At 58.5% G+C, this 25676-nt stretch carries 22 protein-coding genes; 9 read left to right on the top strand and 13 right to left on the bottom strand.

Going from position 1 to position 25676, the window contains the following annotated elements:
- Positions 1-280: 280 nt before the first annotated feature.
- Both L7A15_RS09615 and L7A15_RS09620 read right to left on the bottom strand, forming a co-directional pair.
- Positions 281-1324, bottom strand: coding sequence for a restriction endonuclease subunit S (locus tag L7A15_RS09615; RefSeq protein ID WP_237189045.1), 1044 nt, complete (start codon positions 1322-1324; stop codon positions 281-283).
- On the bottom strand, positions 1321-2802 hold the full coding sequence (locus L7A15_RS09620) for a type I restriction-modification system subunit M (RefSeq protein ID WP_237189046.1): 1482 nt from the start codon (positions 2800-2802) through the stop codon (positions 1321-1323). Before L7A15_RS09620 ends, L7A15_RS09615 begins: the two co-directional genes overlap by 4 nt.
- 74 nt (positions 2803-2876) lie before the next feature.
- Between L7A15_RS09620 and L7A15_RS09625 the strand changes: the two genes are divergently transcribed.
- Entirely contained in the window at positions 2877-3197 is a 321-nt protein-coding gene (locus L7A15_RS09625; protein WP_237189047.1) for a nucleotidyltransferase family protein, read from the top strand.
- 10 nt (positions 3198-3207) lie between these two features.
- Here L7A15_RS09625 and L7A15_RS09630 read toward each other — a convergent pair whose 3' ends face one another.
- The 7 genes from L7A15_RS09630 to L7A15_RS09660 form a co-directional block, all read right to left on the bottom strand.
- The gene (locus L7A15_RS09630; RefSeq protein WP_237212471.1) at positions 3208-6585 is read right to left on the bottom strand and encodes a DEAD/DEAH box helicase family protein; all 3378 of its coding nucleotides are present in this window, start codon (positions 6583-6585) and stop codon (positions 3208-3210) included.
- A gap of 148 nt (positions 6586-6733) precedes the next feature.
- A complete protein-coding gene (locus tag L7A15_RS09635) occupies positions 6734-8656 on the bottom strand; it encodes an ABC transporter ATP-binding protein (protein WP_237208827.1) in 1923 nt (640 codons plus the stop codon).
- Positions 8653-10407: an ABC transporter ATP-binding protein gene (locus L7A15_RS09640; RefSeq protein WP_237208828.1), complete on the bottom strand. Its 1755-nt coding sequence runs from the start codon at positions 10405-10407 to the stop codon at positions 8653-8655. The genes L7A15_RS09635 and L7A15_RS09640 overlap by 4 nt, the downstream gene beginning before the upstream one ends.
- A 69-nt stretch (positions 10408-10476) precedes the next feature.
- Positions 10477-11148, bottom strand: a complete 672-nt coding sequence (locus L7A15_RS09645; protein ID WP_237200842.1) for a hypothetical protein — start codon at positions 11146-11148, stop codon at positions 10477-10479.
- 137 nt (positions 11149-11285) lie between these two features.
- Complete coding sequence (locus L7A15_RS09650) at positions 11286-11903, bottom strand: energy-coupling factor transporter transmembrane component T family protein (RefSeq protein ID WP_237208829.1); 618 nt, start codon at positions 11901-11903, stop codon at positions 11286-11288.
- The gene (locus tag L7A15_RS09655; RefSeq protein ID WP_237208830.1) at positions 11903-12673 is read right to left on the bottom strand and encodes an energy-coupling factor ABC transporter ATP-binding protein; all 771 of its coding nucleotides are present in this window, start codon (positions 12671-12673) and stop codon (positions 11903-11905) included. Before L7A15_RS09655 ends, L7A15_RS09650 begins: the two co-directional genes overlap by 1 nt.
- 27 nt (positions 12674-12700) lie before the next feature.
- Complete coding sequence (locus L7A15_RS09660; RefSeq protein ID WP_237208831.1) at positions 12701-13300, bottom strand: biotin transporter BioY; 600 nt, start codon at positions 13298-13300, stop codon at positions 12701-12703.
- A 104-nt stretch (positions 13301-13404) separates the two neighbouring features.
- Here L7A15_RS09660 and abc-f point away from each other — a divergent pair, with 104 nt between their 5' ends.
- Positions 13405-15003, top strand: a complete 1599-nt coding sequence (gene abc-f / locus L7A15_RS09665; protein WP_237208832.1) for a ribosomal protection-like ABC-F family protein — start codon at positions 13405-13407, stop codon at positions 15001-15003.
- Positions 15004-15565: 562 nt separating this feature from the next.
- Here abc-f and L7A15_RS09670 read toward each other — a convergent pair.
- Entirely contained in the window at positions 15566-16297 is a 732-nt protein-coding gene (locus L7A15_RS09670) for a metal-dependent hydrolase (protein ID WP_237208833.1), read from the bottom strand.
- Positions 16298-16515: 218 nt separating this feature from the next.
- On the opposite strand from L7A15_RS09670, the gene L7A15_RS09675 reads away from it, so the two are divergent.
- Both L7A15_RS09675 and L7A15_RS09680 read left to right on the top strand, forming a co-directional pair.
- The gene (locus tag L7A15_RS09675) at positions 16516-17859 is read left to right on the top strand and encodes a nucleobase:cation symporter-2 family protein (protein WP_237208834.1); all 1344 of its coding nucleotides are present in this window, start codon (positions 16516-16518) and stop codon (positions 17857-17859) included.
- Positions 17856-18446 (top strand): xanthine phosphoribosyltransferase, encoded by a 591-nt coding sequence (locus tag L7A15_RS09680; protein ID WP_237208835.1) that lies wholly within the window; start codon positions 17856-17858, stop codon positions 18444-18446. Before L7A15_RS09675 ends, L7A15_RS09680 begins: the two co-directional genes overlap by 4 nt.
- Before the next feature lie 77 nt (positions 18447-18523).
- Here the strand turns inward: L7A15_RS09680 and L7A15_RS09685 are convergent, their stop codons facing one another.
- Together L7A15_RS09685 and L7A15_RS09695 are read right to left on the bottom strand one after the other, a co-directional pair.
- Positions 18524-19492 (bottom strand): SURF1 family protein, encoded by a 969-nt coding sequence (locus L7A15_RS09685; protein WP_237208836.1) that lies wholly within the window; start codon positions 19490-19492, stop codon positions 18524-18526.
- 252 nt (positions 19493-19744) lie between these two features.
- Positions 19745-20242: a DUF3099 domain-containing protein gene (locus tag L7A15_RS09695; RefSeq protein ID WP_237212473.1), complete on the bottom strand. Its 498-nt coding sequence runs from the start codon at positions 20240-20242 to the stop codon at positions 19745-19747.
- A gap of 185 nt (positions 20243-20427) precedes the next feature.
- Here L7A15_RS09695 and L7A15_RS09700 point away from each other — a divergent pair, with 185 nt between their 5' ends.
- Both L7A15_RS09700 and L7A15_RS09705 read left to right on the top strand, forming a co-directional pair.
- On the top strand, positions 20428-21135 hold the full coding sequence (locus L7A15_RS09700; RefSeq protein WP_237212474.1) for a beta-ketoacyl-ACP reductase: 708 nt from the start codon (positions 20428-20430) through the stop codon (positions 21133-21135).
- Positions 21136-21497: 362 nt separating this feature from the next.
- A complete protein-coding gene (locus tag L7A15_RS09705; RefSeq protein WP_237212475.1) occupies positions 21498-22238 on the top strand; it encodes an SDR family oxidoreductase in 741 nt (246 codons plus the stop codon).
- Positions 22239-22408: 170 nt separating this feature from the next.
- Here L7A15_RS09705 and serB read toward each other — a convergent pair whose 3' ends face one another.
- Positions 22409-23344 carry a phosphoserine phosphatase SerB gene (gene serB / locus L7A15_RS09710; RefSeq protein WP_237212476.1) on the bottom strand — a complete coding sequence of 312 codons (936 nt, stop codon included), beginning with the start codon at positions 23342-23344 and terminating at the stop codon, positions 22409-22411.
- Between the two features lie 165 nt (positions 23345-23509).
- Between serB and L7A15_RS09715 the strand changes: the two genes are divergently transcribed.
- The 3 genes from L7A15_RS09715 (at position 23510) to L7A15_RS09725 (ending at position 25630) form a co-directional block, all read left to right on the top strand.
- Complete coding sequence (locus L7A15_RS09715; RefSeq protein WP_237200856.1) at positions 23510-24295, top strand: ABC transporter ATP-binding protein; 786 nt, start codon at positions 23510-23512, stop codon at positions 24293-24295.
- A gap of 9 nt (positions 24296-24304) precedes the next feature.
- A complete protein-coding gene (locus tag L7A15_RS09720) occupies positions 24305-25174 on the top strand; it encodes a TrmH family RNA methyltransferase (RefSeq protein ID WP_237208842.1) in 870 nt (289 codons plus the stop codon).
- 195 nt (positions 25175-25369) lie between these two features.
- Positions 25370-25630, top strand: a complete 261-nt coding sequence (locus L7A15_RS09725) for a type B 50S ribosomal protein L31 (RefSeq protein ID WP_237189067.1) — start codon at positions 25370-25372, stop codon at positions 25628-25630.
- Positions 25631-25676: the final 46 nt, after the last annotated feature.

Consider the following 25676-nt stretch of genomic DNA (forward strand, 5'->3'; position numbering starts at 1 on the left):
TGGTGCTCGGCGGTGGATGACTCGGTGGAAGCCGGCGTTGAATGCTTTTGCTATTGTTTTTGGTGATCGGTTGCCGCAGGTGGCTGGTCGCTAGATTTGTTGTGGGTTTACACCGTTAATCTGACAGACCCGAAAGTATTTCAATCAGGCGCTCTAGGGGGATCTTTAGATGATACATTTGTCTCGAAGTTGCCATTAATTTTTTCCAATAAAAGTCACTACCTAATTAAATGAGTTTCTAAGACTAGAGTGCTGGAAGGAGATGAGTTAACTTGAAATACTAATATTTGATTGTGTCAATAATTCTTGCGAAATTTATTTGGTGCTGAAAACTGGGTATACTAATTTCTAGTGGGGATAAGTCTTTTTTGTTTAATTGTGGAACTGAACTTCCGGAAGTGATAGAGGTTAGATCGAATTGCAGAAACCAGTGATAAAGAAATTGAGAGGTCAATTTTTCACTTTTTGGGGTGATAGCCATAAGATTCGGATCTAGGGCAGTGGGGCGTGTAATGAGGCGTTTCTTGTTAGTTGCGATAGAGGCCCCACGTTTAGGTATTACAACTGAACCAGCGGGAACAATTTGATTTTCATTTCCATGCTTAGAAACCCAGAGTGAAGTATGGTGTATCTTGTTTTTATTACCTGGGGCGTTCATGTCTGATACTTTCATGAGGAGAACGCCACCCTCTTGTCCTGTAAAGGGTTCTCCAGTAGGCAGAGATGACCCTCCAATAAAACTTGCTACATCTCCTAAATTTACTGTTTCATTATCATCATCAAGCATTGACTGAAATAAGGAAGACTTTAGTTCTTCGAAAAGCTCCTGCTGGCGCTCACGTTTTTGTTGAATTAGGAATTTTAGATGATGCTCTTCGGCAAATTTTCTCTGTTCGTCTAATGGCGGAAGTTCAATCGGTAGCTCTTCCACATCTTTGCGATTCACCTGAACGAACGTTGCACCACGCGCTTTAGAGAGTAGAAGCTTTTCAACTGTTGGAAGCCAATACCAAAGGAATTGCGAATCTAACTCTGGCCCTGGCCTCAATCCCGCTACACCTCGACCAAGACAGTAAATTTTATCTGCCCAAACAGTAGCTCCAATAGAAGCACGAATGCTCATGATGATATCCCCAGGCTCTGAAAGTCGAGTGGGAGCAGTGGTGAACTTTGAGACAGAAATACCACCTTTCTTGTCGAAGTCCCCAGCACCAGCAATCAGAGGGTAGCCCTCACCATCTGTGTTGTATGTATCTCCCTTGGGGGCTTGTCCCATAGTTACCTGGCAGACATCGCCGAGCCTGACCGTCCTTGTCTCGCTCACAGCCCCATCACCTTCTTCAGCTGCTCAATGTGCTCGCCAATTTCGCGCTGGGTCTGCTCCAGCTCCGCAATAATCTCCTCAGGGGAACGGTAGGCCACCTCTTCAAAAACCAGCTCCTTATAGCGGTTAATAGAGAGGTCATAGCCCTGCCCCACAATCTCACTCTTCGGCACCGTAAAAGACTTCTCCGTGCGGGCCCGCTCACGCTCAGCCCCATCACGCTCAGCCCAACGCTTCAGAACCTCCGGCAGGTCATTAGCCTCAACCGGGTTCCGCTTATCATCCAGGCTGAACCCATCAGCCTCAACATCAAAAAACCACACCTCATCAGTGCCACCCGAATTCGTCTTCGTAAAAAACAAAATCGCGGTCGAAACACCCGCATAAGGCTTAAAAACACCAGAAGGCAACTTCACCACAGCATCCAGCTTCTGGTCCTCAACCAAGGCGCGGCGAACGTCCTTATGAGCCTTCGACGACCCAAACAAAACACCGTCCGGCACAATTACCGCAGCCCGCCCACCGGGCTTCAACAACTTCAAAAACAGAGCCAAAAACAGCAACTCAGTCTTCTTGGTCTTAGCAACCTTCAACAAATCTTGGCTCGTCGCCTCATAATCCAAGCTCCCCGCAAACGGCGGGTTTGCCAGAATCAAAGAGTACTTCTCGGCGTCATCACTGGCACCTTCACTCAAAGAATCACGGTAGCGAATATCAGGGTTATTCACCCCGTGCAACATCATATTCATCGACCCAATACGCAACATGGTCGAATCAAAGTCATACCCGTGGAACATACCCCCATGGAAATGCTCCCGGTGCTTGGCATTTGTAAACGGGTCACGATTCTTACGAACCCATTCAGCAGCCGCCACCAAAAAACCAGCTGTACCGCAGGCAGGGTCCACAATGACGTCCTCAACATCAGGCGCCATCATCGCCACCATCAACTCAATAATGTGACGCGGAGTGCGGAACTGGCCATTCGTGCCCGACGTTGCCAACTTCGACAGCATGTACTCATACAAGTCGCCACTCGTATCAAGATCATCAAGAGCTATCGCATCTAATTGATCAACCACCTTCGCCAGCAAGGCAGGGGAGGGAATGCGGAAAGTTGCGTCCTTCATATGCTGCGAATAAGTGGACGTCTCACCACCCACCTGGCTACCCAAATTCCGTAAGAAGGGGAAAATGCCAGTATTCATCAGGTCAAACATGACCTGCGGGTCCTGATTCTTAAAATTCTGCCACCGCAACAACTCCTGACCCTCACCGAAAACCGGGTTCTCCACCGGGCGGCCAGTCAACCGAGCCTTCTTCTCAGCACGGGTCTGCGCATCATCCAAACGACGAATAAACAGCAGATAAGTCATCTGCTCAATAACCTCTAGTGGGTTAGAAATACCGCCCGACCAAAAATCATTCCAAATACGATCAATACGCGATTTAGTCTCGCCCGAGATTGCAATAGCCATAGCTCTAAGTATATGGGGTTATACCTCTCGGCAGCCTCTACCCAGGGAAGCAAACCTTGCGTAGACTAGGGAACATGACAGCCAGCGCAGATTCACTGAGACTACAGAAACTCATTGCTGATAACAGCGACGCTATCGGCGCAATCTTCCGCAAGTATGGAGCCACCAACCCCAGGCTTTTCGGTTCAGTCGCACGCGGGGACGCTCATTCAAAGAGCGACATCGACATCATGGTTGACATTGATGACACCAAAGGCGCAACCATCATGAAACTCGCTGGAATTTCAGAATCACTCAGACGGCTCTTAGGCGTCAGGGTAGACGTTGTTACCCCCACAGTTTTGCGAGAGAAAATCTCAGCAGAAGCCAAGAAAGACCTAGTCACCATCTGCTAAAAGATTTCCCTTAAGCCACCTCCGCCGTAGCCCTGATTCGGTTGAGAATCGAAACAATCTCATACACGTCATCGTCGCCGAACATCTCAAACGGGTCACCCAAACTCACATAGGGGTCCTCGTAGAGACGCGACGGGTCAACCATGCCATTCTCACTCAGCTCATCCACAATGCGCTGCACAAACCGAATCTGCGTCGCAGAATACCGCGACTCATCCAAAAACACCGCAAATGCCGCCCGGGCCTCGTCCCGGCTCAAACCCACCAGCGAGCGCACAAACACACCCAGACCTCCATACTCACGCGCCACCTGCACATTCACAGGCCCGCCAATACCCGAAGCGTCAATCAAATCAGCCAGAGCCGCAAAATCCTCGTCCGTCAGCTGCTTGCCGCGAAGAACCTTCTGCACAGCCACAGCGTCTAGGTGTTCGCGCAGGTACTCCTGCATTTTCTGCTCAAACCGTTCCTGGTTCATACCCACCTGGGTACGCACCACCTCGACCTCAACCGGGTCAATGAGCTCGTCCTGAAAATTGGTGTAGACAATCTTCTTCTGGCCCCTATCGAGCAGGTGGGTGACACCGCGCAGCTTCTTACGCATGAACTCCAGCAGGGCAGGGGAGACATCCACCCACCAGTCATCTGCGGCCAGCTGCTCCAGGTGGGGCAGGACGGCCGCGATAGCAGGAACCGCTGCCTTGGTCAGCAGATCCTCAGCGAGGGTCTGGGCCACCTCTTTGGTACGGGCTAGGGCGGCAGAATCACCGGTGAGGGCAGACAGCTGGGCACCAAGCATGAGCAGGTCAAACTGCTTGGCCTCCAGGGTTCCTTCGACCGGCACCGTTGAGGCAACAGCCCCCAAACTCAGCGCCAACTCGGCCTCTGCTTCAGAAAGCTGCGCCCAGGCGTCCGCGGATGAAAAACGCTCCACCGCTGCCCGGTGTGGGCGCACCAGCACATTGCCCATATCCAACTTGCCCACAAAGGCAGCCAGGTCAGAGCGCACCGCCACCGCGTAATCGTCCCCAGTACTCACGGTTCCAGAGCCCACCAGGGCCCGGGCCAGCCTCACCCGGGTTTCAAACACCCGCTGGGAGACAGACTTAGCCAACTGCCCCTTAGAGCCGGGCAGATCCTGGCTGAAATACTCCAGGTTCTGGCAGAAATCGAAAACCAAGAAGTCAGTCTTATCGGCCCCGGGGCCAAAAACATCGGGAGCCAGGCGGGTACCGCGCCCCAACATCTGCCAAAACTTGGTCTTCGCCCGAACCAGCTTGAAAAAGACCAGGTTCAGAATCTCGGGCACATCAATGCCGGTATCGAGCATGTCCACGCTAATAGCAATGCGGGGCAGAGACTCCGGCTCAGAGAACTTCTCAATCGCTGACTCCGCCGCGTAGGTGCGGTTAGTAATCACCTGGGCATAGGAGCCGCCATAACCGGGGAAGAGCACGTTAAACCGCTCATAGATAAAATCAGCGTGGGCCTGGTTCTTGGCGAAAATGATGGTCTTGCCCAGCAACTCACCGTCAGCTACCCGGTAGCCGTGCTCCATGAGCGTGGTCAGCACCTTATCGACCGTATCGGCGTTGAAAAGAAAGCGGTTCAGGGCCTCGCTGGTAATCTCATCGGGAACGGCATCGCCCCAGTCGGCAGACTCCCACTGCTCCTGCTCAGCCTCACTGAGCTGGTCATAGCTGATACCCTCGCGCAAGAAGCGGGTTCCCACGCTAAAGCCCCGCGCCGGTACTAGATAGCCGTCGCTGACCGCCTGATCGAGGGTGTAGGCATCGGTTGGCACCCCGGCTTCTAGGTCAAAGAGGGCATAGGTGTTGAAATCAACCTCGTCTTTAGGGGTAGCGGTGAGCCCCACCAGCAAGGCGTCAAAGTAGTCAAAAATTGCCTTGTACTTGGCATAGACCGACCGGTGGGCCTCATCGACCACAATTAGGTCAAAATAGCCGGGGCCGAATTCACGCAGGGTAGCTTCGCCCTCAGCCCGGGTGTGGTTAATGATGTTTAGCATGGTGGGGTAGGTGCTGGCATAAACCCGGCCATTGGCCTGCTTATCCTCCACCAGATTCACCGTAGCCAGGTTGGGAAGGTGAGCCTTGAAGGCTTTGACAGCCTGGTTGACCAGGGCGGTGCGGTCAGCAAGGAACAACACACGCTTGACCCACCCGGCCCGCGACAGCAAATCCACCAGGGCGATGGTTGTGCGGGTCTTACCTGAACCGGTTGCCATCACCAGCAGGGCCTTACGGCGGCGGGCGTCAAATGACTCAGCCACCGACGCAACAGCCCGCAACTGATAGCCGCGCCCAGCAATTTCTGTGTTTACCTGCTGCCCGCTCAACTGCTGGCGGCTGGTCCTGCGCTCAATCAAAAGGGCCAGCTCATCCTCGGTGAGGAACCCCTGCACCTCGCGCGGCGGGTAACCGGCAGCGTCATCCCACAGGTAGTGGGTATAGCCGTTGGTATAGAAAATAACCGGGCGGACGCCGGTCGCCGCCTGGAGGGCGTCCGCATAGGCCTTAGCCTGGTCGCGGCCAACATCCACCGACTCCCGGGCCCGCTTGGCCTCAACCAAGCCGAGGGGGCGGCCGTCCCTACCCCACAGCACATAATCAACCCGGCCCGACCCACTGGGGGTGGGCAGGCCCGTCACCGGGTACTCCCGGTCCCGCGTGTTGGCAAGGGGCCAGCCAGCCTCACCCAGGAGCAGGTCGATGAAGTAGTCGCGGGTTTCAGCCTCGTTATAGTCGTGGGTATCGGGTAGGGGCTTAGCGGCCTGGGCTTCAGCTAACTGGGCACGAAGACGCTCCAACTCGGCGTCCATAGCGTCAACCCGCGCCTGGTGCTCAGCAGCCAGTCTCTCCAGCTCAGCCGTGCGCTCGGCCTCAGCCTCAGCCATGCGCTGCTGGGTCAGAGCCCGCTGCTCCGCCTGGCGGCGCAGCGTGGGAATCAGCTGGCGGTCAAAAGACCTGCCCACAGGAGCTAGGGCTGGGTTTGCCGAATGGTTGTACACACCCCAGACCATCAGGTGATATAGGTCGGTAATAGCCCGCTCGGCGTCCAGCTCAGAAAGGATCTTCCGGGAGTTATGGGCTGCATCGTTGCCCAGGTGGCGGATAGTCTTGAACTTCAGGCGCTTGTCATTATCAAGAAATACTGAGAAAGCCTCATTGTTGGTCAAGGTCGCCAGCGTGGCCTGCTCCGGGCGATAGATACCCCGCACCCGGTAGATATGCTCAACCAAACCCTCGATAGCCCGCCGGGCGTAGAAGCAGGCGGTGGGCGCGTCCGTCACCAAATAACCCTCAGCCTTGGCGCAATCCTGGTAGAGCTCCGGCAAAGCTTGATGAACAAAAGCAAAGTTAGACATAGCGCCTCGTGACTGTGCGAGAAGGTGTAGGTGCAATCACACATATTTTAGCCTGGCCAGCGCTTGCAGGGGGACCTCAAACACACAGGGACCGCACTTCTGCGGTCCCTGTGTGGGTATCAGCTCCCTTGCGGGAAGGGGGTGGGGCTTACTCGTCCGCCCCCGCGAACTGAGAGTTGTAGAGCTCGGCGTAGAAGCCGCCGCGCTCCAGCAGCTCAGCGTGAGAGCCGGATTCGACGATGTCGCCGTCACGCATAGCGAAGATGACGTCGGCGTCCCGGATGGTCGAGAGGCGGTGGGCGATCACGAAGGAGGTCTTGCCCACGGCCAGCTGGCCCAGAGCCCGGGCAATCAGCAGCTCGGTGCGGGTATCGACCGATGAGGTCGCCTCATCCAGAATCAGCAGGGGTTTCTGGGCCACCATGGCGCGGGCAATAGTGACCAGCTGCTTCTGCCCGGCAGAAAGCTGGGTCTGGTCGGTCAGTACCGTGTCGTACCCGTCGTGCAGCTGCGATACCAGCTCGTCCAAGCCAACCGAGGCCATGACCTCATCCAGACGCTCCTGGCTGACCTCACCAGCCCCGTAAACCACATTCTCCCGCAGGGTACCCTCAAAGAGCCAGGTATCTTGCAACACCATAGCAAAGAGGGAGTCCACCTGTTCGCGGGTCAGGTCGGTGGTGGGCACCCCGTCAATGCGAATCTGGCCCGAATCCAGCTCGTAGAAGCGCATGAGCAGGTTGACCAGGGTGGTCTTACCGGCCCCGGTCGGGCCCACAATCGCCACCTTCTGGCCAGGAGCCACCGAGGCGGTAAAGCCGTGGATAATCTCCTTGCCCGGCTCGTAGCTGAACCGTACGTCCTCAAAGTCCACAGCGCCGCGCAAAGGCTTCGGCAGGGGAGTGCTCTTGGTAGACTCGTCCGCCAGCTCCTCGGCCTCCAAGAACTCAAAGACGCGAGCGCCCGCAGCCGCCGCCGACTGCAGAGAGGTAGCCGACTGGGCTAGCTGGCCCAGGGGGTTGGTGAAGAGGCGGACGTAGACGATAAAGGCAACAATCACGCCGAAAGTGATGCTGTTGTTGAGAACTAGGGCGGCACCAACCACACAGACCACCACATAGCCCAGGTTGCCGATGAAGCCCATGAGGGGGAACATGAGGCCCGAGAAGAACATGGACTTCCAGGCCACCCGGTAGAGGTCGCTATTGCGGTCGGCAAATTCGGCGCGGGTGTCCGCCTCCCCGTTGTAGGCGCGGATCATGGAGTGGCCGCTGAGGGTTTCTTCAATGTGGCCATTGAGCTTACCCAGGAGCTGCTGCTGGGCCACGAAGTATTTCTGGCTGCGGGCCAGCACGAAGCCTGAGGCGACGATACCCAGCAGGGATGCAACAATGGCGGCTAGGGCCATGCGCCAGTCGGTAACAAACATCATGACGGCCGAGCCCACCAGGGTGACCACACCGGTGATGGTGGTGGCCAGGGAGTTATTGAGGGTCTGCTGCAGGGTGTCCACATCGTTGGTCACGCGCGAGAGGGTATCGCCGGTTGAGCCCCTATCCATGTAGGCCAGGGGCATCCGGTCGATTTTGCGGTCTAGGTCGTGGCGCATGGAGCGCGATACCCAGACGGTCGAGCGGGCCATAATTTGCCCCTCCACCAGGCTCAAGAGCAGGGAGGCCACCAACATGCCGATTGAAATCCACATCAGGCGGTAGATTTCGCCCATATCCAGCTGGCCGGTGAAGCCCTTCTGAATCTCGTCGGTGATTGCCGAGAGGAACTGCGGGGCAACAATGGTGAGAATGACCCCGATGACGGCAGCGACAATAGCGACCACCATACCCGGCAGCACCGGGCGCAGGTAGGCCAGGAGCTTGCCTATAGTCTGCTTAAAAGGGGCGGACGCCTGCCCCGGTTGGGGTGCGCGTGGTGGGCCGCCGGGCCCGCCGTGACCTCCTGGCCGTCCTGCCTTCTCGCTTTTGAGCTGGCTATCGCGCAGCTGCTCAGCAGATTCTAGGCCCCGGCGGGCTGATTCTAGCTCTTCGGGAGTAAAGACTGGTGACTGGCTCATGAGCGAAGTTCCTCCTCAGAGAGCTGGGACAGGGCAATATCCTGGTAGACCTCGTTGGTAGCCAGCAGTTCCTCGTGGGTGCCAGATCCCACCAGGCGGCCCTTATCGAGCACCAGAATCTTGTCGGCCTCCCGCACCGTGCCGATACGCTGGGCTACCACCACAATGGTCGCCCCCTTGGCGGTCTTCTTGAGCTGGCTGCGGATATCCCGCTCGGTCTTATAATCCAGGGCTGAGAAGGAGTCATCAAAAATCATGATCTCCCCGCCGCGGGCAAAGGCCCGGGCCATGGACAGGCGCTGCCGCTGGCCACCCGAGAAATTCTTGCCGTTCTGGGCAACAGCCGAGGCATAGCCGTCCTCTTTCTTCCCCACGAACTCAGCCGCCGCAGCAGCGTGAGCTGCCGCCACCACGTCCTCGGGGGTGATCGGATGCAGGCCCTCACCCAGGGCCAGGTTCGAGGCCACCGAGCCCGAGAAGAGCACGCTCTTTTGGGGCACGTAGGCCAGGCGGTCGCGCAGGTCCTTCTGGTTCCAGTCGCGCACATCAATGCCGTCCACCAGTACCGACCCCTTACGCACATCGGCAAAACGCGGAATCAGATTCACCAGGGTCGACTTACCCGAGCCGGTCGAGCCGATAATCGCCACGGTCTCACCCGGGGCAGCCGTAAAGGAAATCGAATGCAGGGCGTCCCCGTCAGCCTCGGGGTAACGGAAGGACACATCCCTAAACTCCAGGGAACCTGCCGGGGCAACCCCGGCGCTCGCCCCGCCGTCCACAATCGCAGGCTCGGTGGAGAGCACCTCGCGGATACGACGCCAGGCAACCAGCGCTCGCGGACCCATCACGAAGATGACGGTCATCATCATGAAGCTGGTGACCACCTGCAGGGCGTAGGTGGAGAAGACCACCATTTGCCCAAAGAGGGTGACGCGCTCGGTCAGGTCGGCGGTGCCGTCAATCAGCACAGCACCCAGCACATAGATAGAGAGGGACAGGCCCGTCATGATGGCGGTCAGTAGGGGCATGATGAAGGCCATGGTGGCGTTGACGAAGAGGGTGGTGTTGCGCAGGTCGGTGTTGACCTCTTCAAAACGCTCTTCGTGGAAGTCACCGGTGGTGTAGGCCCGAATGACGCGCAGACCGGTCAGGTGCTCACGGGTCACCCGGTTGAGGCGGTCGGTAATTTTCTGCATGCGCATCATGCGGGGGATGGCCAGGCCCATGGCGACGCCCAGCACCAGCAGGGTGGCGAGGACGGCAATCCCGGTGGGGATGGTCCAGGTCAGCGACTGGGTAGCGATTTTGGAGCTAGCCCAGACCGCCATGATGGGGGCCTTAATGCTCATCTGCAGGCCCATGACCACAAACATCTGCACCTGGGTGACATCGTTGGTGGAGCGGGTGATGAGGCTGTCGGTGCCAATCTGGTTAACCTCAGCGCTGGAGAGGTCAAAGGTCTTGTTGTACACCCCGGCCCGCAGGCGTCTGGCAAGGGTCGTGCCGAAAATAGCGGTACAGAAGCCGGTGATAATGGCACAGACCATGGAGGCCAGCGCAGCAGCTAGCATGAGGGTTCCGTCTGAGACGACATCCCTGAGCTCTGACCCGGGGGTCGAAATGGTGAGGGTGATGTTCTCCATGTACTCGGGAACCTTGAGGTCAAGGTAGACCTGAGCCACGATGGACAGTACCGCCACCAGGACGAGGAGCCATTCTCGCCGGTGAATGAAGTGGGTGATTTTCATGGAATCCTAGGGCGTTTTCGTCAAAGAAAAAAAGGTGCATCTCTGCACCTTTGTTTCTTCTATTATGCCCTAGGTAGAGCGGCTAGATGTAGGTGAAACCGGTAACGTTGAGATGAAAAAGCTGGCCTCTTCTAAACTTTTTACCCAGTTTCCTATGGCCTCAGAACGATACGAGATAAGGTTCAACATGACGGCTAAATCTTCAGTTAGGTCTCGGGTGAAAACAGGTTCGTGGTGTGCGATCCGGTTTCGAAGGGTTCGTATTCTTTCGATACTTTCACGAATCTCTGACCGGAGAAGCCGGGGGTCATGAGTAGGGCTATGTGGCATTGCCGGTGCAAGATAGGGGAGCCAAAGACGGTTATCGTGGCGTTGCGTAAAAAGTTGCTGCCAGAACACAAGCTTGAGCTCGGCAATCACTTTGCCAGTTGTTGTATAACTTGACCTAGTACGTATGAGATCTTGGCTCTGTCGGTGCGGTAACGATTGCAGAAAACCCGGTGACCAGGGCCATTTTTCGCCGTACACGGTGGTAAGAACCTCATCTGCAACGTTGCGGATTGATATTTCAGCAAAATGGGCTGGCAGTATGAGCGCTGCTGAGACTTTTGCGTTCCATGCATAAAGCCCAGTGACATCTGAAAATCCGAGCTGTTCATAGGCGAGCTGGTAGGTTTCTAGACGTGGTGCGCTGAGTACCTTGGTAAGCTCGTCAATGCTTAAATTGGTTGCTTCAGGCATGGTTCTAGTATAAAGTTGGTTTCACGAAGCTAGAGGATTTAGTTGGAAGCAGTTTAGCTTTCTCCCCCTTTAGCACAAGATAATTACGAAGAGGAGCCAGGTTTGGCTCCTCTTCTTTTTTACTCAGTAAATCATCTTTATTTGTCCAGACCCCGGGCGGCTAGGGCGTCGCCGGTGTCGTTGGCGTAGGAAATCGTGGCCAGGACCAGGGGGATAAAGAGCCGCAACTGATTGACCTTGATTCCGCGGGCTGCAACTGCCTGGCCGATTAGGTGCCAGTGGTCCAGAATGACCGGTACGGAGCGCACCATCAGGGCCAGGGCCAGGCCAATGCGCTCAGGGGAGGCACCCACCAGACGCAGCGGGGCACACAGGGCCACAAAGCCATCCACAATCACCGGCAGGGGAGTAGACCAGAGCAGCACACGGGCTGCAACCACCATGGTCAGCAGGGTGAGCAGGACGTCCGCGCCCTGGGCGTACTTGCCCGACACCACATAGTAGACCCCCAGAACCAGCAGGAGCCAGGCCAGGGAGGCCAAGGCCCTACCCCAGGTAGCTAACGGAATCCTGGCCAGCTGACCGGCCACCAGGGCCAGGGCCAGGCAGACAGCCCCGGGTAACCAGCCGGTTGTCACCGCCAAAACAACCCCCAGGGCCAGCAGGGTCAGGCCCTTGACCCAGAGGGGGCAACGGTGAACCGGGGTATCCAGGGGTTGAAAGGTGCCCAGCAGGTTCTGGGCTGGGCTCACCATCAGGGGCCCTCCTGGGGGAAGCCCTCAGCACACCACAGACGGTACTGGGCCAACACCTCATCCACCGGCCCCTGGGCCAGCAGATGACCCTCATGAATGACTAGTGCCTCATCACAGGAGGCAGCCAGCTCCAAATCGTGGGTGGAAATCACCTGCTGCTGGGGAAGGGTATCCAGGAGCCGAATCAGCCGCAACTTATTCTTCAAATCCAAGAGGGTCGTCGGCTCATCTAAGAGCAGGACGCTGGGGTCAGTGGCCAGCACAGCCGCCAGGGCGGTCAGCTGCTTCTCGCCCCCAGAGAGACTGTAGACCGAATCAAAGGCCCGGTGCTCAACCCCCCGCTCAGCCAGGGCGGCCAGGGCAGCGGCGCGGCGGGCGTCCTTATCCTTAATCTGCCGCAGGGACAGCTCAACATCCTCAACCCCCGTCGGCATCACCAGCTGGGCACCGGGATCAGAAAAGAGCAGGCCCACCCGCGAGCGCACCGCCCCCACCTGTTCAGCCACAGGCACCCCGTGCATCAGAACCTGCCCGGACTCAACCGGCGATAGGCCGTTGAAGAGGCGCAGGAAGGTGGACTTGCCAGAGCCGTTCAGGCCCAGCACGGCCGTGCGGTGGGCAGTAAGCTGGACGGTGATACCGTGCAGGAGGGTGCGGGGCCCGGCGCCGGTTTCAACGGTTACCACAGCCTCGTGGGCTTCAAGCCCAGCCCCGGGCTCAAACTGGGCCGGGGCTGAGGCTGTGACAGGAGCTTTCTTTTTAAAGAACACGGGACGATACTACCTGCACCCGACGTGCTAGGAGCGGGCCAGGGCTGGGAAGGCCCGGTGGACAGCCAGGGCAACAAACACAGCAACCAGGCACTTGATGAGGTCACCGGGCACATAGACCAGGGCAGCGGCGGTAGCAACACCCAGTTCTAGCTTGGCGTTGATCATCATGCCAGCGACCCCCAAGACCTGAATCACCGCAAAGCCAGCCAGCACTGGGAGCACCAGCTGGGCGCAACGAACTGCGGGACCAGCAGGCTTGCGGAGGAAACCATAGGCCAGGGCACCTGCCAGGAAGGCCCCGGGAATGAAGCCCACCAGGTAGCCAAAGGAGGGGGAGGCCAGGGTGCCTAAACCGCCCTTGCCGCCAGAGAAAATCGGCAGTCCCAGCAGGCCAGCCACCACATAGAGGGCAACAGCCAAGGCCGCCCGCTTACCACCTAGGGTCAGGGACGCAATATAAATCGCCAGGGTCTGCAGGGTAATGGGAACAGCCGCCGGGCCCACCGGAATCGCAGGTAGAAGAGCACAGACGGCAATAAAAGCGGCAAAAACAGCAATCAGGGCAAGATCACGGCCGGGCTGGGACTGACGCGCCCGGGGCTGGGAAGAGGAAGATGTAGTCATGAGCATAACTATAAACAGGATTTGAACACTGTTCAAAAATATGCGGGCAGGTAAGATGAGAACCTGGCCTCACCCATCACAAGACACAAAGGAAACCCTGCCCCGTGCTTGCAGTCAACAACCTCGAACTACGAGCTGGCGCTCGCCTGCTCATGGAAGATGTCACCTTCCGAATCGACAAGGGCGATAAGGTGGGCCTGGTAGGCCGTAACGGCGCTGGCAAGACCACCATGACCAAGGTGCTGGCCGGGCTCACCCTGCCTGCTGACGGCACCGTCACCCGTAGTGGCACCATCGGCTACCTGCCCCAGGACCCCAAGGTCGATGACATGACCCAGCTGGCCAAGGACCGCATTTTCTCAGCCCGAGGCCTGGACGGGGTGGCCCGCAAAATGCGTCAGGCCCAGGAGATGATGGCCAGCGAAGACCCGGCAGAACACGCCAAGGGTATGCGCCGCTACGACCGGCTTGAAGCTGAGTTTATTGCCGGTGGCGGTTATGCGGCCGAGTCTGAGGCAGCTACTATCACCGCAAACCTTGACCTGCCCGAGCGCGTCCTCAACCAGCCCCTCTCCACCCTCTCTGGTGGTCAGCGCCGCCGCGTCGAGTTAGCCCGAATCCTGTTTGCTAATGCAGACACTATGCTGCTCGATGAGCCTACCAACCACCTGGACGCCGACTCAGTGGTCTGGCTGCGCGAGTTCTTGAAGAACTACCAGGGTGGCATTCTGGTCATCTCCCACGACGTGGAACTCATGGAACTGGTCGTCAATAAGGTTTTCTACCTGGACGCCAACCGCTGCGTCATTGACATCTACAACATGGGCTGGAAGAACTACCTGCTGCAGCGCGAGCAGGACGAGGCCCGCCGCAAGCGCGAGCGTGCTAATGCCCAGAAGAAGGCCTCAGCTCTCATGGAGCAGGCCAATAAGATGCGGGCTAAGGCCACCAAAGCTGTTGCTGCCCAGCAGATGATTAAGCGGGCCGAAAAGCTCATGCGCGGCCTTGAAGAGGAACGTCAGGTTGATAAGGTTGCGGCTATCCGCTTCCCCGACCCTGCCCCCTGCGGTAAGACGCCCCTGTCGGCGACGGGACTGTCTAAGAGCTACGGTTCCCTCGAAATTTTCACCGACGTTGACTTGGCCATTGACCGTGGTTCGCGTGTGGTGGTCCTCGGCTTCAATGGTGCCGGTAAGACCACCCTGCTACGTATGCTAGCTAAGAGCACCGAGCCTGATACCGGTGAGGTCATCTACGGCCACGGGGCCAAGGTGGGTTACTTTGCCCAGGAGCACGAAATCCTGGACCATGACCGCACCGTCTTTGAAAACATGAAGTCAGCTGCCCCTGACCTCGATGACACCCGGGTCCGCACTATCCTCGGCTCCTTCCTCTTCTCGGGCGACGACGTCGATAAGCCCGCCGGGGTGCTCTCTGGTGGTGAGAAAACCCGTCTGTCCCTGGCGACCCTGGTGGCCTCGTCCGCCAATGTTCTGCTGCTGGATGAGCCCACCAACAACCTGGACCCGGCCTCCCGTGAGGAGATTCTGAACGCCCTTAAAAGCTACCAGGGGGCTATCGTCATGGTGTCCCACGACGAGGGGGCTGTGGAGGCTCTGGATCCCGAGCGCGTGCTCCTGCTGCCCGATGCTGTGGAAGACCTCTGGAGTAAGGAATACCAGGACCTCATTTCCTTGGCCTAGCGGTATCGGCAGTCCTCCACTGTTGACCACACAGCGGGTTGGTTCGTACCAACCCGCTTTTGTGTAGGTTTTTGACTTAAACCCACTGTAGGGCCTGTCACGCTTGAAAAAATAGGCCCGTGTGTTTTGTGGGTTTTGGTTCCCTAAACAAAGGTCACGAAATGATAACGGCCTGGTAGGGGGTGGAGCTGCCTGAACCAGGGGAGTAGAGTTGAAAACAGCCAAGGAAATCCCTGGACAGTGGATATCCACGGTTGAACAGAAAGCAGTTCACGGTTGAACTGAACCTCGAGACCCAACACCGACGTTGGGTGTAGAAGAAAGGATGATTCTATGCTGGAATCACACGACGTACGTTACCCTGAAATCGCTGCAGAAGAAGGCGTAGAGGTCGACGTTTACTGGACCGAAGACTAAGACCCTTCTTCGCTGAGGCGAAAAACAAAAAGTTTTCCTTCCGCCCGCCTTTCATGAGTGACTACATGAAGTGATAAAGGGTGATTACACAAGGAGCCAGGTGCATGAAAGCACCTGGCTCCTTTATTGTCCCTGTCAAAGCGGTTTAGAAAGTTGTGGCTAGCAGGGCTGGGAGCTGGGCTGGGTAAGTCTGGGTGAACCCCAGGGCTGCGAGTGCAAAGAGGATTATGTAGCAGGTGAGGCCCAGGGTGAGGATTTTTTCCCTGGTGCTTCCTGCGTCGCCGAGAATAGGTAGGGCCATGTAACCGCTCTTGCGCCAGAGCTTGGACGGGACGAGGGGCTTGAGGGTCAGGGGCCACAAGGGATTGATGCCGCGTGTGGTTAAGGCGTCCCCCAGAAGGTGGGTTGCAACGCCGGTCAAAATAGCCCAGGGCATGTGGGCGAGGGAGTCGGTGCTCCAGACTGCCAGAACCATCAGGACGGCACCGGCCCAGCCGCCAGGGGCCTTGAAGGTACGAAGGGCTAGGCCGCCAGCAAAGGCTGCGAGGGCCAGGGCAAGGATGGGAATCCCTGCGTAGGTGAGGCGGTCGGCAAAAAAGGCCAGAGCCCAAAAGGCTGCCAGGCCAACCAGGGAGTGGGTTCCCTTGCGGTGGCCGCCTGAAAGTGCTGCAACGATCCGGGCTACCCAGCCGCTGATGGGCGGAATGGAGTGGGCAATCGTCCCCTTGGGGTGGTCGACATCAGGGAACATGCCCGCCCCTGCTGCCGCCAGCGTCGTTACTGCCAGGGTGGTGGGATCTTCAATCCCTACCACTCCGGCTTCGTTGAGAGCCAGCCAGGCGGCGGCCGCACTCACTGAATGGGAATACCCCATCATGGTCAATCATCCTCGTATCACACTGCTGGTCGTAGGCACCTAATACCCTAGCACAGTAATCGAATATATGTTCTATTGCTGGGGGTGTGAGCCCCCTACCACCCCTCGATCGCCTCGCGGGTACACCTGTCCGGCTACACTGGAACTGTGCCCTTTTGAAGAACCACACTGTAACGGCACTCCTTCCCATACACAACTTCATACTGAAAGAAACTGGTTTGAACCAACGTACTCACGGGCCTGAAGACCAGGCCCCTGCCGAAACTTCAAACACCATGCTCTACCGGATCGACGACACCCCGCCTGCGGGCACCTCCGTCCTCCTGGCGCTACAACACATCCTGGCCGCTTTCGCCGGTATTATCGCTGTGCCCCTGGTCGTTGCCAACGCCCTGGGCTTCAACGTCGCCCAAACCTCCCTGATTGTCAGCGCCTCCATCTTCGTCGCCGGTCTAGCCACCATCATCCAATCCCGAGGTATCGGGCCTATCGGCGCCCGCGTCCCCGGCATGATGGGCACCGACTTCACCTTCGTCAACCCCACCATCGCCGTCGGCTCCCAATTCGGCATGGCCGGAATCGTGGCGGCTACCATCAGCGCCTCCCTGGTTGAGATTGTGCTTTCCCGGTTCATCAAACCGCTCATGCGCTTCTTCCCGCCCCTGATCACTGGCACCGTCGTTGCCCTCATCGGTATCACCCTGCTGCCTGTTTCTATGGACTGGGCCGCAGGTGGCGTCGGCTCAGATACCTACGGCTCCTTGCAAAACCTCACTATCGCCTTCGGCGTCATGGCCCTGACCCTAGCCCTTAACCACTACGGGCGCGGTATCTTCAAAACCGCAGCCGTCTTTATCGGCATGGTGGCAGGCTACCTCATCTGTATTCCCCTGGGCCTGGTTGACCTCTCGGTTGTCTCAGATGCCGCCTGGTTCGCCCTGCCCAATATTTTTGCCTACGGATTCCACTTCGACCTGGCCTCAACCCTGGCCTTTATTCCTGCCTACATCGTCTCTGTGATTGGCACCGTTGGCATCATGATGGCCATCGGGCAGGCAGGCCAGACGAAGGTTACCGACAAGCAGGTCTCCGGTGGCGTCCTAGCGGACGGCGTTGGCTCAGCCCTTGCCGGTGTCTTCGGCGCAGGGCCCAACACCGCCTTCTCCCAGAATGTCGGCCTCATTACCCTCACCAAGGTAGCCTCCCGTCGCGTCATGATCCTGGCCGGTATCATCCTGGTCGCCCTCGGCGTCTTCCCCAAACTCTCCGCCCTGATCTCCGTCATGCCCCAACCCGTCCTCGGCGGGGCAGGCGTCATCATGTTCGGCCTGGTGGCCGCCCAGGGTATCAAGACCCTGGCCTCCATCGAACTCGGTGACCGGGAACTGCTGATCGTCTCCATCTCCCTGGCCCTCGGCATTGGCGTCACCGTCCGCCCCGACATGCTCGCCTCCCTGCCCTCAGCCCTGCAGATGATCCTCTCCTCCGGAATCTCCACGGGCACCCTAGCAGCCCTCCTACTCAACGTCCTGCTCACGGACCGAAAGAAGACAAACGCATGAAACTCCTCGAAGACCGGATCCGCCGCGACGGCCGAATCCTGCCCGGCAACATCCTCAAAGTAGACCAATTCCTCAACCACCAGGTCGACCCAGCCCTCATGATGGAGATGGGCCGTGACTTCGCCGAGCACTTCAAGGACGCCGGAATCACCCGCGTCCTGACCCTCGAAGTCTCCGGAATCTCCATGGCCATGACCACCGCCCTCCACCTGGGCGTGCCCATGGTCTTTGCCAAGAAGATTTCCTCCAAGACGCTTTCCACCGACACCTACCACTCCACGGTCTTCTCCTACACCAAGAAAATCGAATACGACATCCGCATCGATAAACGGTTCGTCACCCCAGAAGACCGGGTTCTCATTATTGATGACTTCCTCGCCAACGGCCAGGCCCTGCACGGCCTCACCCACCTCTGCGAACAGGGCGGGGCGACGGTGGTCGGCTACGGAATCGCCATCGAAAAGGTCTTCCAGGGCGGTGGCCAGGAGTTCCGCGAGCGCGGCTATGACGTCTATTCCCTGGCCATGATCGACCACTTCACTGATAACGGGGTCGTCTTCACCCACGAAGTAGAACAAACCCAGTAGCACAGCGAAAAGCGAAAGAAATGCTCCCCTCCACCTGAACAGGTGGAGGGGAGCATGTTCTATCTCAATCACAGAGGCTAACGGTAGATGTGCCCATCGATGAGGGCGTCCTCAATCTCTTCATCGGTCAGCTGCTTACCCCGTTTGGGTAGCTTGGGCCGCACAATGGACTTCATGTGGGCTGGCATATCGTCTACGAACTCCATGCGCCGCCGCACAATCTCTTCGTCCTCATCGCCAATATAGGTGCCGTCCTCATCGTAGAACTGACCATAGTAGGCCATGAGCTCAGCGGCTACCTGGGCGTCCAGCTCGTCATTGCGAACCTTTTGCCGGGCAGACCAGAAGAAGGCAACATAGAACATGATGGCAAAGCAATACCACTGCACCGAGTAGGAAAGATTAGGCCCGTAATCCTCTTCTGGCTTATCTTTGGCCACCGGTGCGGACGCCGGTGCCGGGCTTTCAGAGGCCAGCACCCCGTACTGGGCAGTAGCAAGATCAAGGCCGGTTAGCTCCTTCAGCTCCGGCAGGTCAATACTAGATACCTGACCGCTCAGGGGGGATGAGCCCGTATCGATCTCACCCTCCACCAGGCGCACAGTCACTGTTACCTGACCGGCAGGAGGGGCCGGGACCTGACGGGCTGTTGCACCAGCATCCCCAAAGGCAGCCTCCATCCAGCCCCGGTCCACCACCACAACCTGGCCCTGGTCGGTCTGGAAAGGTACCAAAACCTCATACCCATTCAAACCCTTATAGGGGCGATTCCGCACCAAATACTGGTACTCGGGCAGGTAGGTGCCCGTCATCGTCACCGGGTGCCACCGCAAATCCGCCCGAGAGGACGAAAACACATCAGGGTTCTCAGACAAGGCCAGGGGAGTAGCATCATAGTTCAAACTAATCCGCTCATTCGAAAAATCAAGAGCTTCCTTCCGCCCCATCTGCCAGCTCGCCAAATACAAGCACACCAGAGAAGCGGCAACGGTCAGGGCAAAAATCCCCAGCCATTTGCCCGACAGCAAAAAACCATACTTCTTCACACACACCACCTAGGCCAAAGCCACTGTATCCTTCCAGAAACCACGAGCCACCACAAAATCCTGCAAATACTGAACATGCTCCTCACACGCCGCCCAGCTCTTGCGCCGCTCAGGTGTATGGATCTTGGGGTTATTCCACAGCACCTCAAACTGTGCCTCAGCCTGGCAGCCCTTGCGGCTACACTTCACAAACCCAGGTCCCTGGCCAGCATCAGCCGGGCTCTGATTCAAAGAACCTAATATATCCACCAGCTACTCCTTACCAGCCTCATCAAACACCACTTCACCCTCAATAATCACTGGCTCCCCATCTAAGAAAGCATCAGGAGCCTCCTCAGACCCAGCAGCCTGGCCCCCATCGGCCGAGCCACCGCCGTCCTGGCCCCGCGAAGCCTCAGACCGAGCCACCCGCTCAGCCTGCGCCGCCTCAATCGCAACTTGCTGCTCAGGCGGCAACATGGAGGTAAAGGAACCACCACCCTGCCGTGCATTACCATTAGCAACCACCACAGCAGACCAGGGGAACACAACAGCACCAGCAATAAAAATCCACTGCCACACACCATCAGACAGCACCGCAGCAACAATACACAAGACACGCAAGAGCATCTTCAACGCATACACCTTGGCCCGGGAATTCACACCCGCAGACTGACGCTCAGACGCCCCCGTAATCTCAAAAACATCAGGCTCACCCGATGAATACCCGGCAGCTTGCAAATCCTCAGCCGTCCAATACTTCTGCGCCACCGGAAACCTCCTCGACCCAGGCACACACTCACCCCACCAGTTTACCCCCGACCCAACCCCCACCACCCCACCACACTAACCAAACCAGCCAGGTCAAATAACACGCTACTACTTGAACAAACCCCCACAAATTTCTCAAGAGCGTAAGATAGAACAGAACCAAAACCCCACAACAAGGTGAAACAATGACCAACCCCACCGTACTCATCACCGGCGGCAACCGAGGCATCGGCTACGCCATCGCCACCGAATTCAAAAAAGCCGGCTACAACGTCGCCATCACCTACCGTAGCGGCGAACCCCCCGCCGACTTCTTCGCCGTCAAAGCAGACGTCACCGACTCAGCCTCCATCGACGCAGCCTTCACCGCCGTCGAAGCAGAATTCGGCCCCGTCGGCGTCGTCATCGCTAACGCAGGCATCACCAAAGACACCCTGCTCATGCGCATGAAAGAAGACGACTTCACCTCCGTCATCGACACAAACCTCACCGGCGCCTTCCGCGTCGCCCAACGCGCCACCAAGGGCCTACTCAAAAACAAGGGCGGCCGCATCATCTTCATCTCCTCCGTTGTTGGCCTCTACGGCAACCCCGGCCAAGTCAACTACTCCGCCTCCAAGGCAGGCCTCGTCGGCATGGCCCGCTCCATCACCCGCGAACTCGGCGCCCGCAACATCACCGCCAACGTCATCGCCCCCGGCTTCATCAAAACCGACATGACCGACGCCCTCTCCGACGACCTCAAAAAGCAATACACCGACTCCATCCCCGCCCGCCGCTTCGCCGAACCCAAAGAAATCGCCGACGTAGCCCTCTTCCTCGCCTCCGACGCCGCAGGGTACATCTCAGGTGCCGTGATTCCCGTAGACGGTGGTCTGGGTATGGGACATTAACGGGAATCATATTCCGTGCCCTCTTGAGTGCTCGCGCGCTCGCACCCGGGCACTCCATCCCGTCGACGGTGGTCTGGGTATGGGGCACTAAGGGGAATCACATTCCGTGCCCTCCTGTGTGCTCGCGCGCTCGCACCCGGGCACTTCATCCCAGAGCCAGCGGACGGGGCAACACACCTTCCCAGGCTGCTGTGTACGCCTGAGCGGGGGTATGACTCCCGCCGCCGCGCAACCGTTCTTTCTCCTCGCGCGGGGCGCTCGTCGAAATTCATCGCCAGGCCCGATCCACGCGCTGGCTGGCGGGGTCACACCCCCTCGCTCACTCACTCACCCTGAAAATTAGCTCACGAAAGATCTTAGATATGTCACTTCAGAACAAGACCATTATCATCACCGGTTCCTCCCGCGGAGTGGGCGCAGATACCGCCCAGATCCTTGCCGCCCAGGGGGCCAACATTATCGTCAACTACCGCTCCAAGGCACCCCGCGCCACCAAGGTTGTTGCCGCCATTGAAGAAGCCGGCGGCAAGGCCGTTGCTGTCCAGGGCGATGTCACCAAGGCCGAGGACGCTGCCGCCCTGGTAGAGGCTGCCATCGAGAACTTCGGCTCCCTGGACTACCTCATTCTCAACGCCTCTGGCGGCATGGAAGCCGGCATGCCCGACGACTACGCCATGGTGCTCAACCGCGACTCCCAGCTGCGCCTGGCCCGCCTGGCCGCCGAGAAAATGCCCGAGGGCGGCCGCATCGTCTTCGTAACCAGCCACCAGGCCCACTTCATCCGCGAAGTAGAGACCATGCCCGAGTACAAGCCGGTTGCTGAGTCCAAGCGTGCCGGGGAGGACGCCCTGCTAGCAGAAATCCCCGTCCTCACCGAAAAGGGTATCTCCCTGGTGGTTGTCTCCGCAGACATGATTGAAGGTACCGTCACCGCGGCCCTGCTCAACCGCCTACACCCCGGCGCCATTGAGGCCCGCCGCGAAGAAGCTGGCAAACTCTACACCGTCAACGAGTTCGCCCAGGAGGTTGCCGCAATGGTAACTGCCGAGGTCGAAACCGGCCACATCGAGCTGGTCGGCGGCGCAGGCGGCTTCATCAAGTAGCCACCGAAACTTTGGACCACAACCAGCTCAAAAACAGGCCATTTTAAGGGGATTTTTGAGCTGATTATGGTCCAAAGGAAGGGGTGCTCTCGCAAAAGCAGAAAGGACGCTGGTAGGTAACTACAAGCGTCCTTTCTGCGTACCCACGGGCTGGTGAGCCCTAACCTCTGCTAGAGCCCAGCGAAGTGGCGCACAGCGTCCAGGCGCAGGGTGTTAATCTGGGCGTCGGCCACCTCACGCAGGGCAGGCTTGGCCTTGAAAGCAACACCCAGCTCCGCCTCAAGAATCATGAGGATATCGTTGGCGCCATCGCCCACGGCAATGGTTTGGGAGGGCTTAATACCGAACTCACGGGCCCACTCCTGCAGGGACTCCTTCTTCACCTCCCCGGTAATGACCCGGCCAGAGACCTGACCGGTCAGCTTGCCGTCAGTTATATCAAGGACGTTAGCCCGCGCCTTAGAAAGATTCAGGTAGTCTGCCAGCGGGGAAAGAACCTGCACAAACCCGCCCGAGACCACACAAACCTCATGCCCGGCAGCCAGGAAAACCTCAACCAGCTGGGTGGCACCAGGGGAGAGAAGAACCTTAGAGGCCACCTCCCCAATTACCGACTCATCCAAACCAGCCAGGGCAGCTACGCGCTCGCGTAGGGACGCCTCAAAATCCAGCTCCCCGCGCATGGCCCGCTCAGTCACCTCAGCAACCTCAGCGCCACGACCTGCCGCAGCAGCCAGCTCGTCAATGACCTCCTGGCGAATCAGGGTAGAGTCAACATCCATAATGAGCAGCTTCTTCTCATCATGAGCCAGCTCAGCAGGAACCACATTCAGGTCAAAGCCCAGCGCACCCGGCCCATCTAACAGACCCACGGCACCCCGGGCGTCCTCAACACCACCGCGCTCCCACGAAGCCGCAGCAATATAGACCGTATAGGCTGGGCCCTCAGCCTCCCGCTCTACGTGAGAAGCGGGAACCTCCATCAAAAGACCCGACTCAAGCACCAAACCCTCAACCGCCTGTAAGGCAGCAACCAGCTGCTCCTCAGAAGCCAGCTCCGGGGCGTCATCACGAGAAATAGCAACAATATTCACAGAAACACTCATACCCCCAATTCTAGGGCTCCAGCCCCCAGCTACCGCCCTACCAGAGCCCAACACGCACACCCGCCACCCCAGCTTCCCGCCAGCTGAAAAGCCCACCTCCGGCACCTGCCCACCAGACCACAAGAACTAGGCACCACACCCCAAAACGTACTAAAGTTGTGAACCATGGCATCAGTTCTTGAATTCAACAAGGTCACCGTCACCCGTGGTGGCAAGAACCTCATCCACAACATCACCTGGCAGGTAGAAGAAGGCGAACGCTGGGTCGTCCTTGGCCCCAACGGCGCGGGCAAGACCACCCTCCTCTCCATCGCCTCAGCCCGCCTGCACCCCACCCGTGGCGAAGTCGACATCCTCGACGAAATCCTCGGCGCCGTCGACGTCTTCGAACTCCGCCCCCGCATCGGCCTCTCATCCGCCCCCGTCGCCGCCCAAATCCCCGCCAACGAAACCGCCCTCAACGTCGTCATCACCGCAGCCTACGGCGTCGCCGGCCGCTGGAACGAAGAATACGACTCCTTCGACGACAACCAGGGACTAGCCCTCCTCGACGCCTGGGGAGTAGCCCACCTGGCCGACCGCCCCTTCGGCACCCTCTCCGAAGGCGAAAAAAAGCGCGTACTGATCGCCCGCGCCCTCATGACCGACCCCGAACTGCTGATTCTCGATGAACCCGGTGCTGGTATGGATATTGCCGGGCGGGAAGATCTGGTCAAGCGACTGACCCACCTGGCTCTCGACCCCTACGCGCCTGCCACTATCCTGGTCACCCACCACCTCGAAGAAATCCCCGCAGGCTTCACCCATGCCCTGCTCCTGCGCAACGGCGAAATTGTAGCAGCAGGCCCCATCGAAGAAACCCTCACCCAGGCCAACGTCTCAGCTACCTACGGCCTCGATCTCGACCTCACCATTCACGAGTCAGGCCGCTACTCAGCCTTCGCCCGCTAACACCCGCGCATGAAACCCAAACAACTCACCGCAGAGCAAATCGCAGAACGCTCAGCCCGCGTCACCGCCCTGCCCAACACCCGCCCGCTCAGCACAGCCCCGAGCGAAGCCACCCGCTTCTACACCCACCTCACTGACGTCAAACTGCGTTCTATCAAAGAACCCGAATGGGGAATCTACATCGCAGAATCCTCCAAGGTGATCCGCCGGGCGCTCGCCGCCGGGCACCGGCCCCTCTCCTTTCTCATGAGTGAAAAATGGGCCGACGACCTCATTGACGTACTGCAGGAGCACCCCGAGGTGCCCGCCTATGTGGGTAGTGAGGATGAGCTGGAGCAGGTCACCGGGTTTGCCCTGCACCGCGGGGCCCTGGCCGCCATGGCCCGGCCCGAGCCCGCCCCCTTGCAGACCCTACTTGAGGGAGTGCGGCGCGTCGCGATCCTAGAAGACATCGTGGACCACACCAACGTTGGGGCTATCTTCCGCTCGGCAGCTGCCCTGGATGTTGACCTGGTGCTGGTGACCCCGCGCTGTGCCGACCCGCTCTACCGTAGATCCATCCGCGTCTCCATGGGAACCGTCTTCCAGGTGCCCTGGGCCCGGCTTGACTCCTGGCCCGGCGCCCTCGACACCCTCCACGCAGCCGGTTTCACCACCGCCGCCCTAGCCCTGGAGGAAGACTCCCTGAGCCTCACCGAACTAGCAGACCGCAAGGACGAGAAGCTGGCCCTGATCCTAGGAACCGAGGGGCACGGACTGGCCAAGTCCACGCTGGCAGCCACCCAACACACCGTCATGATCCCCATGAGCCACGGGGTAGATTCCTTGAACGTAGCGGCCGCCTCAGCCGTTGCCTTCTGGGAAACCCGGCCCCGATAGGCCCACCCGGCCCAGGGAACGAGTCTATTGAGTGAAGAAGCTAACCGAACCGCCGTCCTGCCCCCGCCCATAAACCGGGGTAAAGATGGTAGAGTAGACCCTCGGTTGTAAACCGCAACCACCGGTCGGCACCCGCCCCGGTAGCAACAAGATATGCACTGGCAAAATCCAGGGCACGAAGAAGGTAAAAATATTATGCAGGCTGGCATCCACCCTGAATACAACTACGTTCTCTTCCGCGACCTCGCTTCAGGCGAGACCTTCCTGACCAAGTCAACCATGACTTCTCAGAAGACCGAAAAGTGGGAAGACGGCAACGAGTACCCCCTCGTAGAAGTTGAAATCTCCTCAGCTTCACACCCCTTCTACACCGGCAAGCAGCGCATCATGGACGCCGCCGGCCGTGTTGAGCGCTTCAACGCTCGCTTCGCAGGCTTCGGTGGCAAGAAGGCCTAGTCTTTCTTGCTCACGCACTACCGCTTAATCTTCACGGTAGTCGCGA

This window comes from Rothia nasimurium (assembly GCF_928391935.1).
Classification (GTDB): domain Bacteria; phylum Actinomycetota; class Actinomycetes; order Actinomycetales; family Micrococcaceae; genus Rothia; species Rothia nasimurium_D.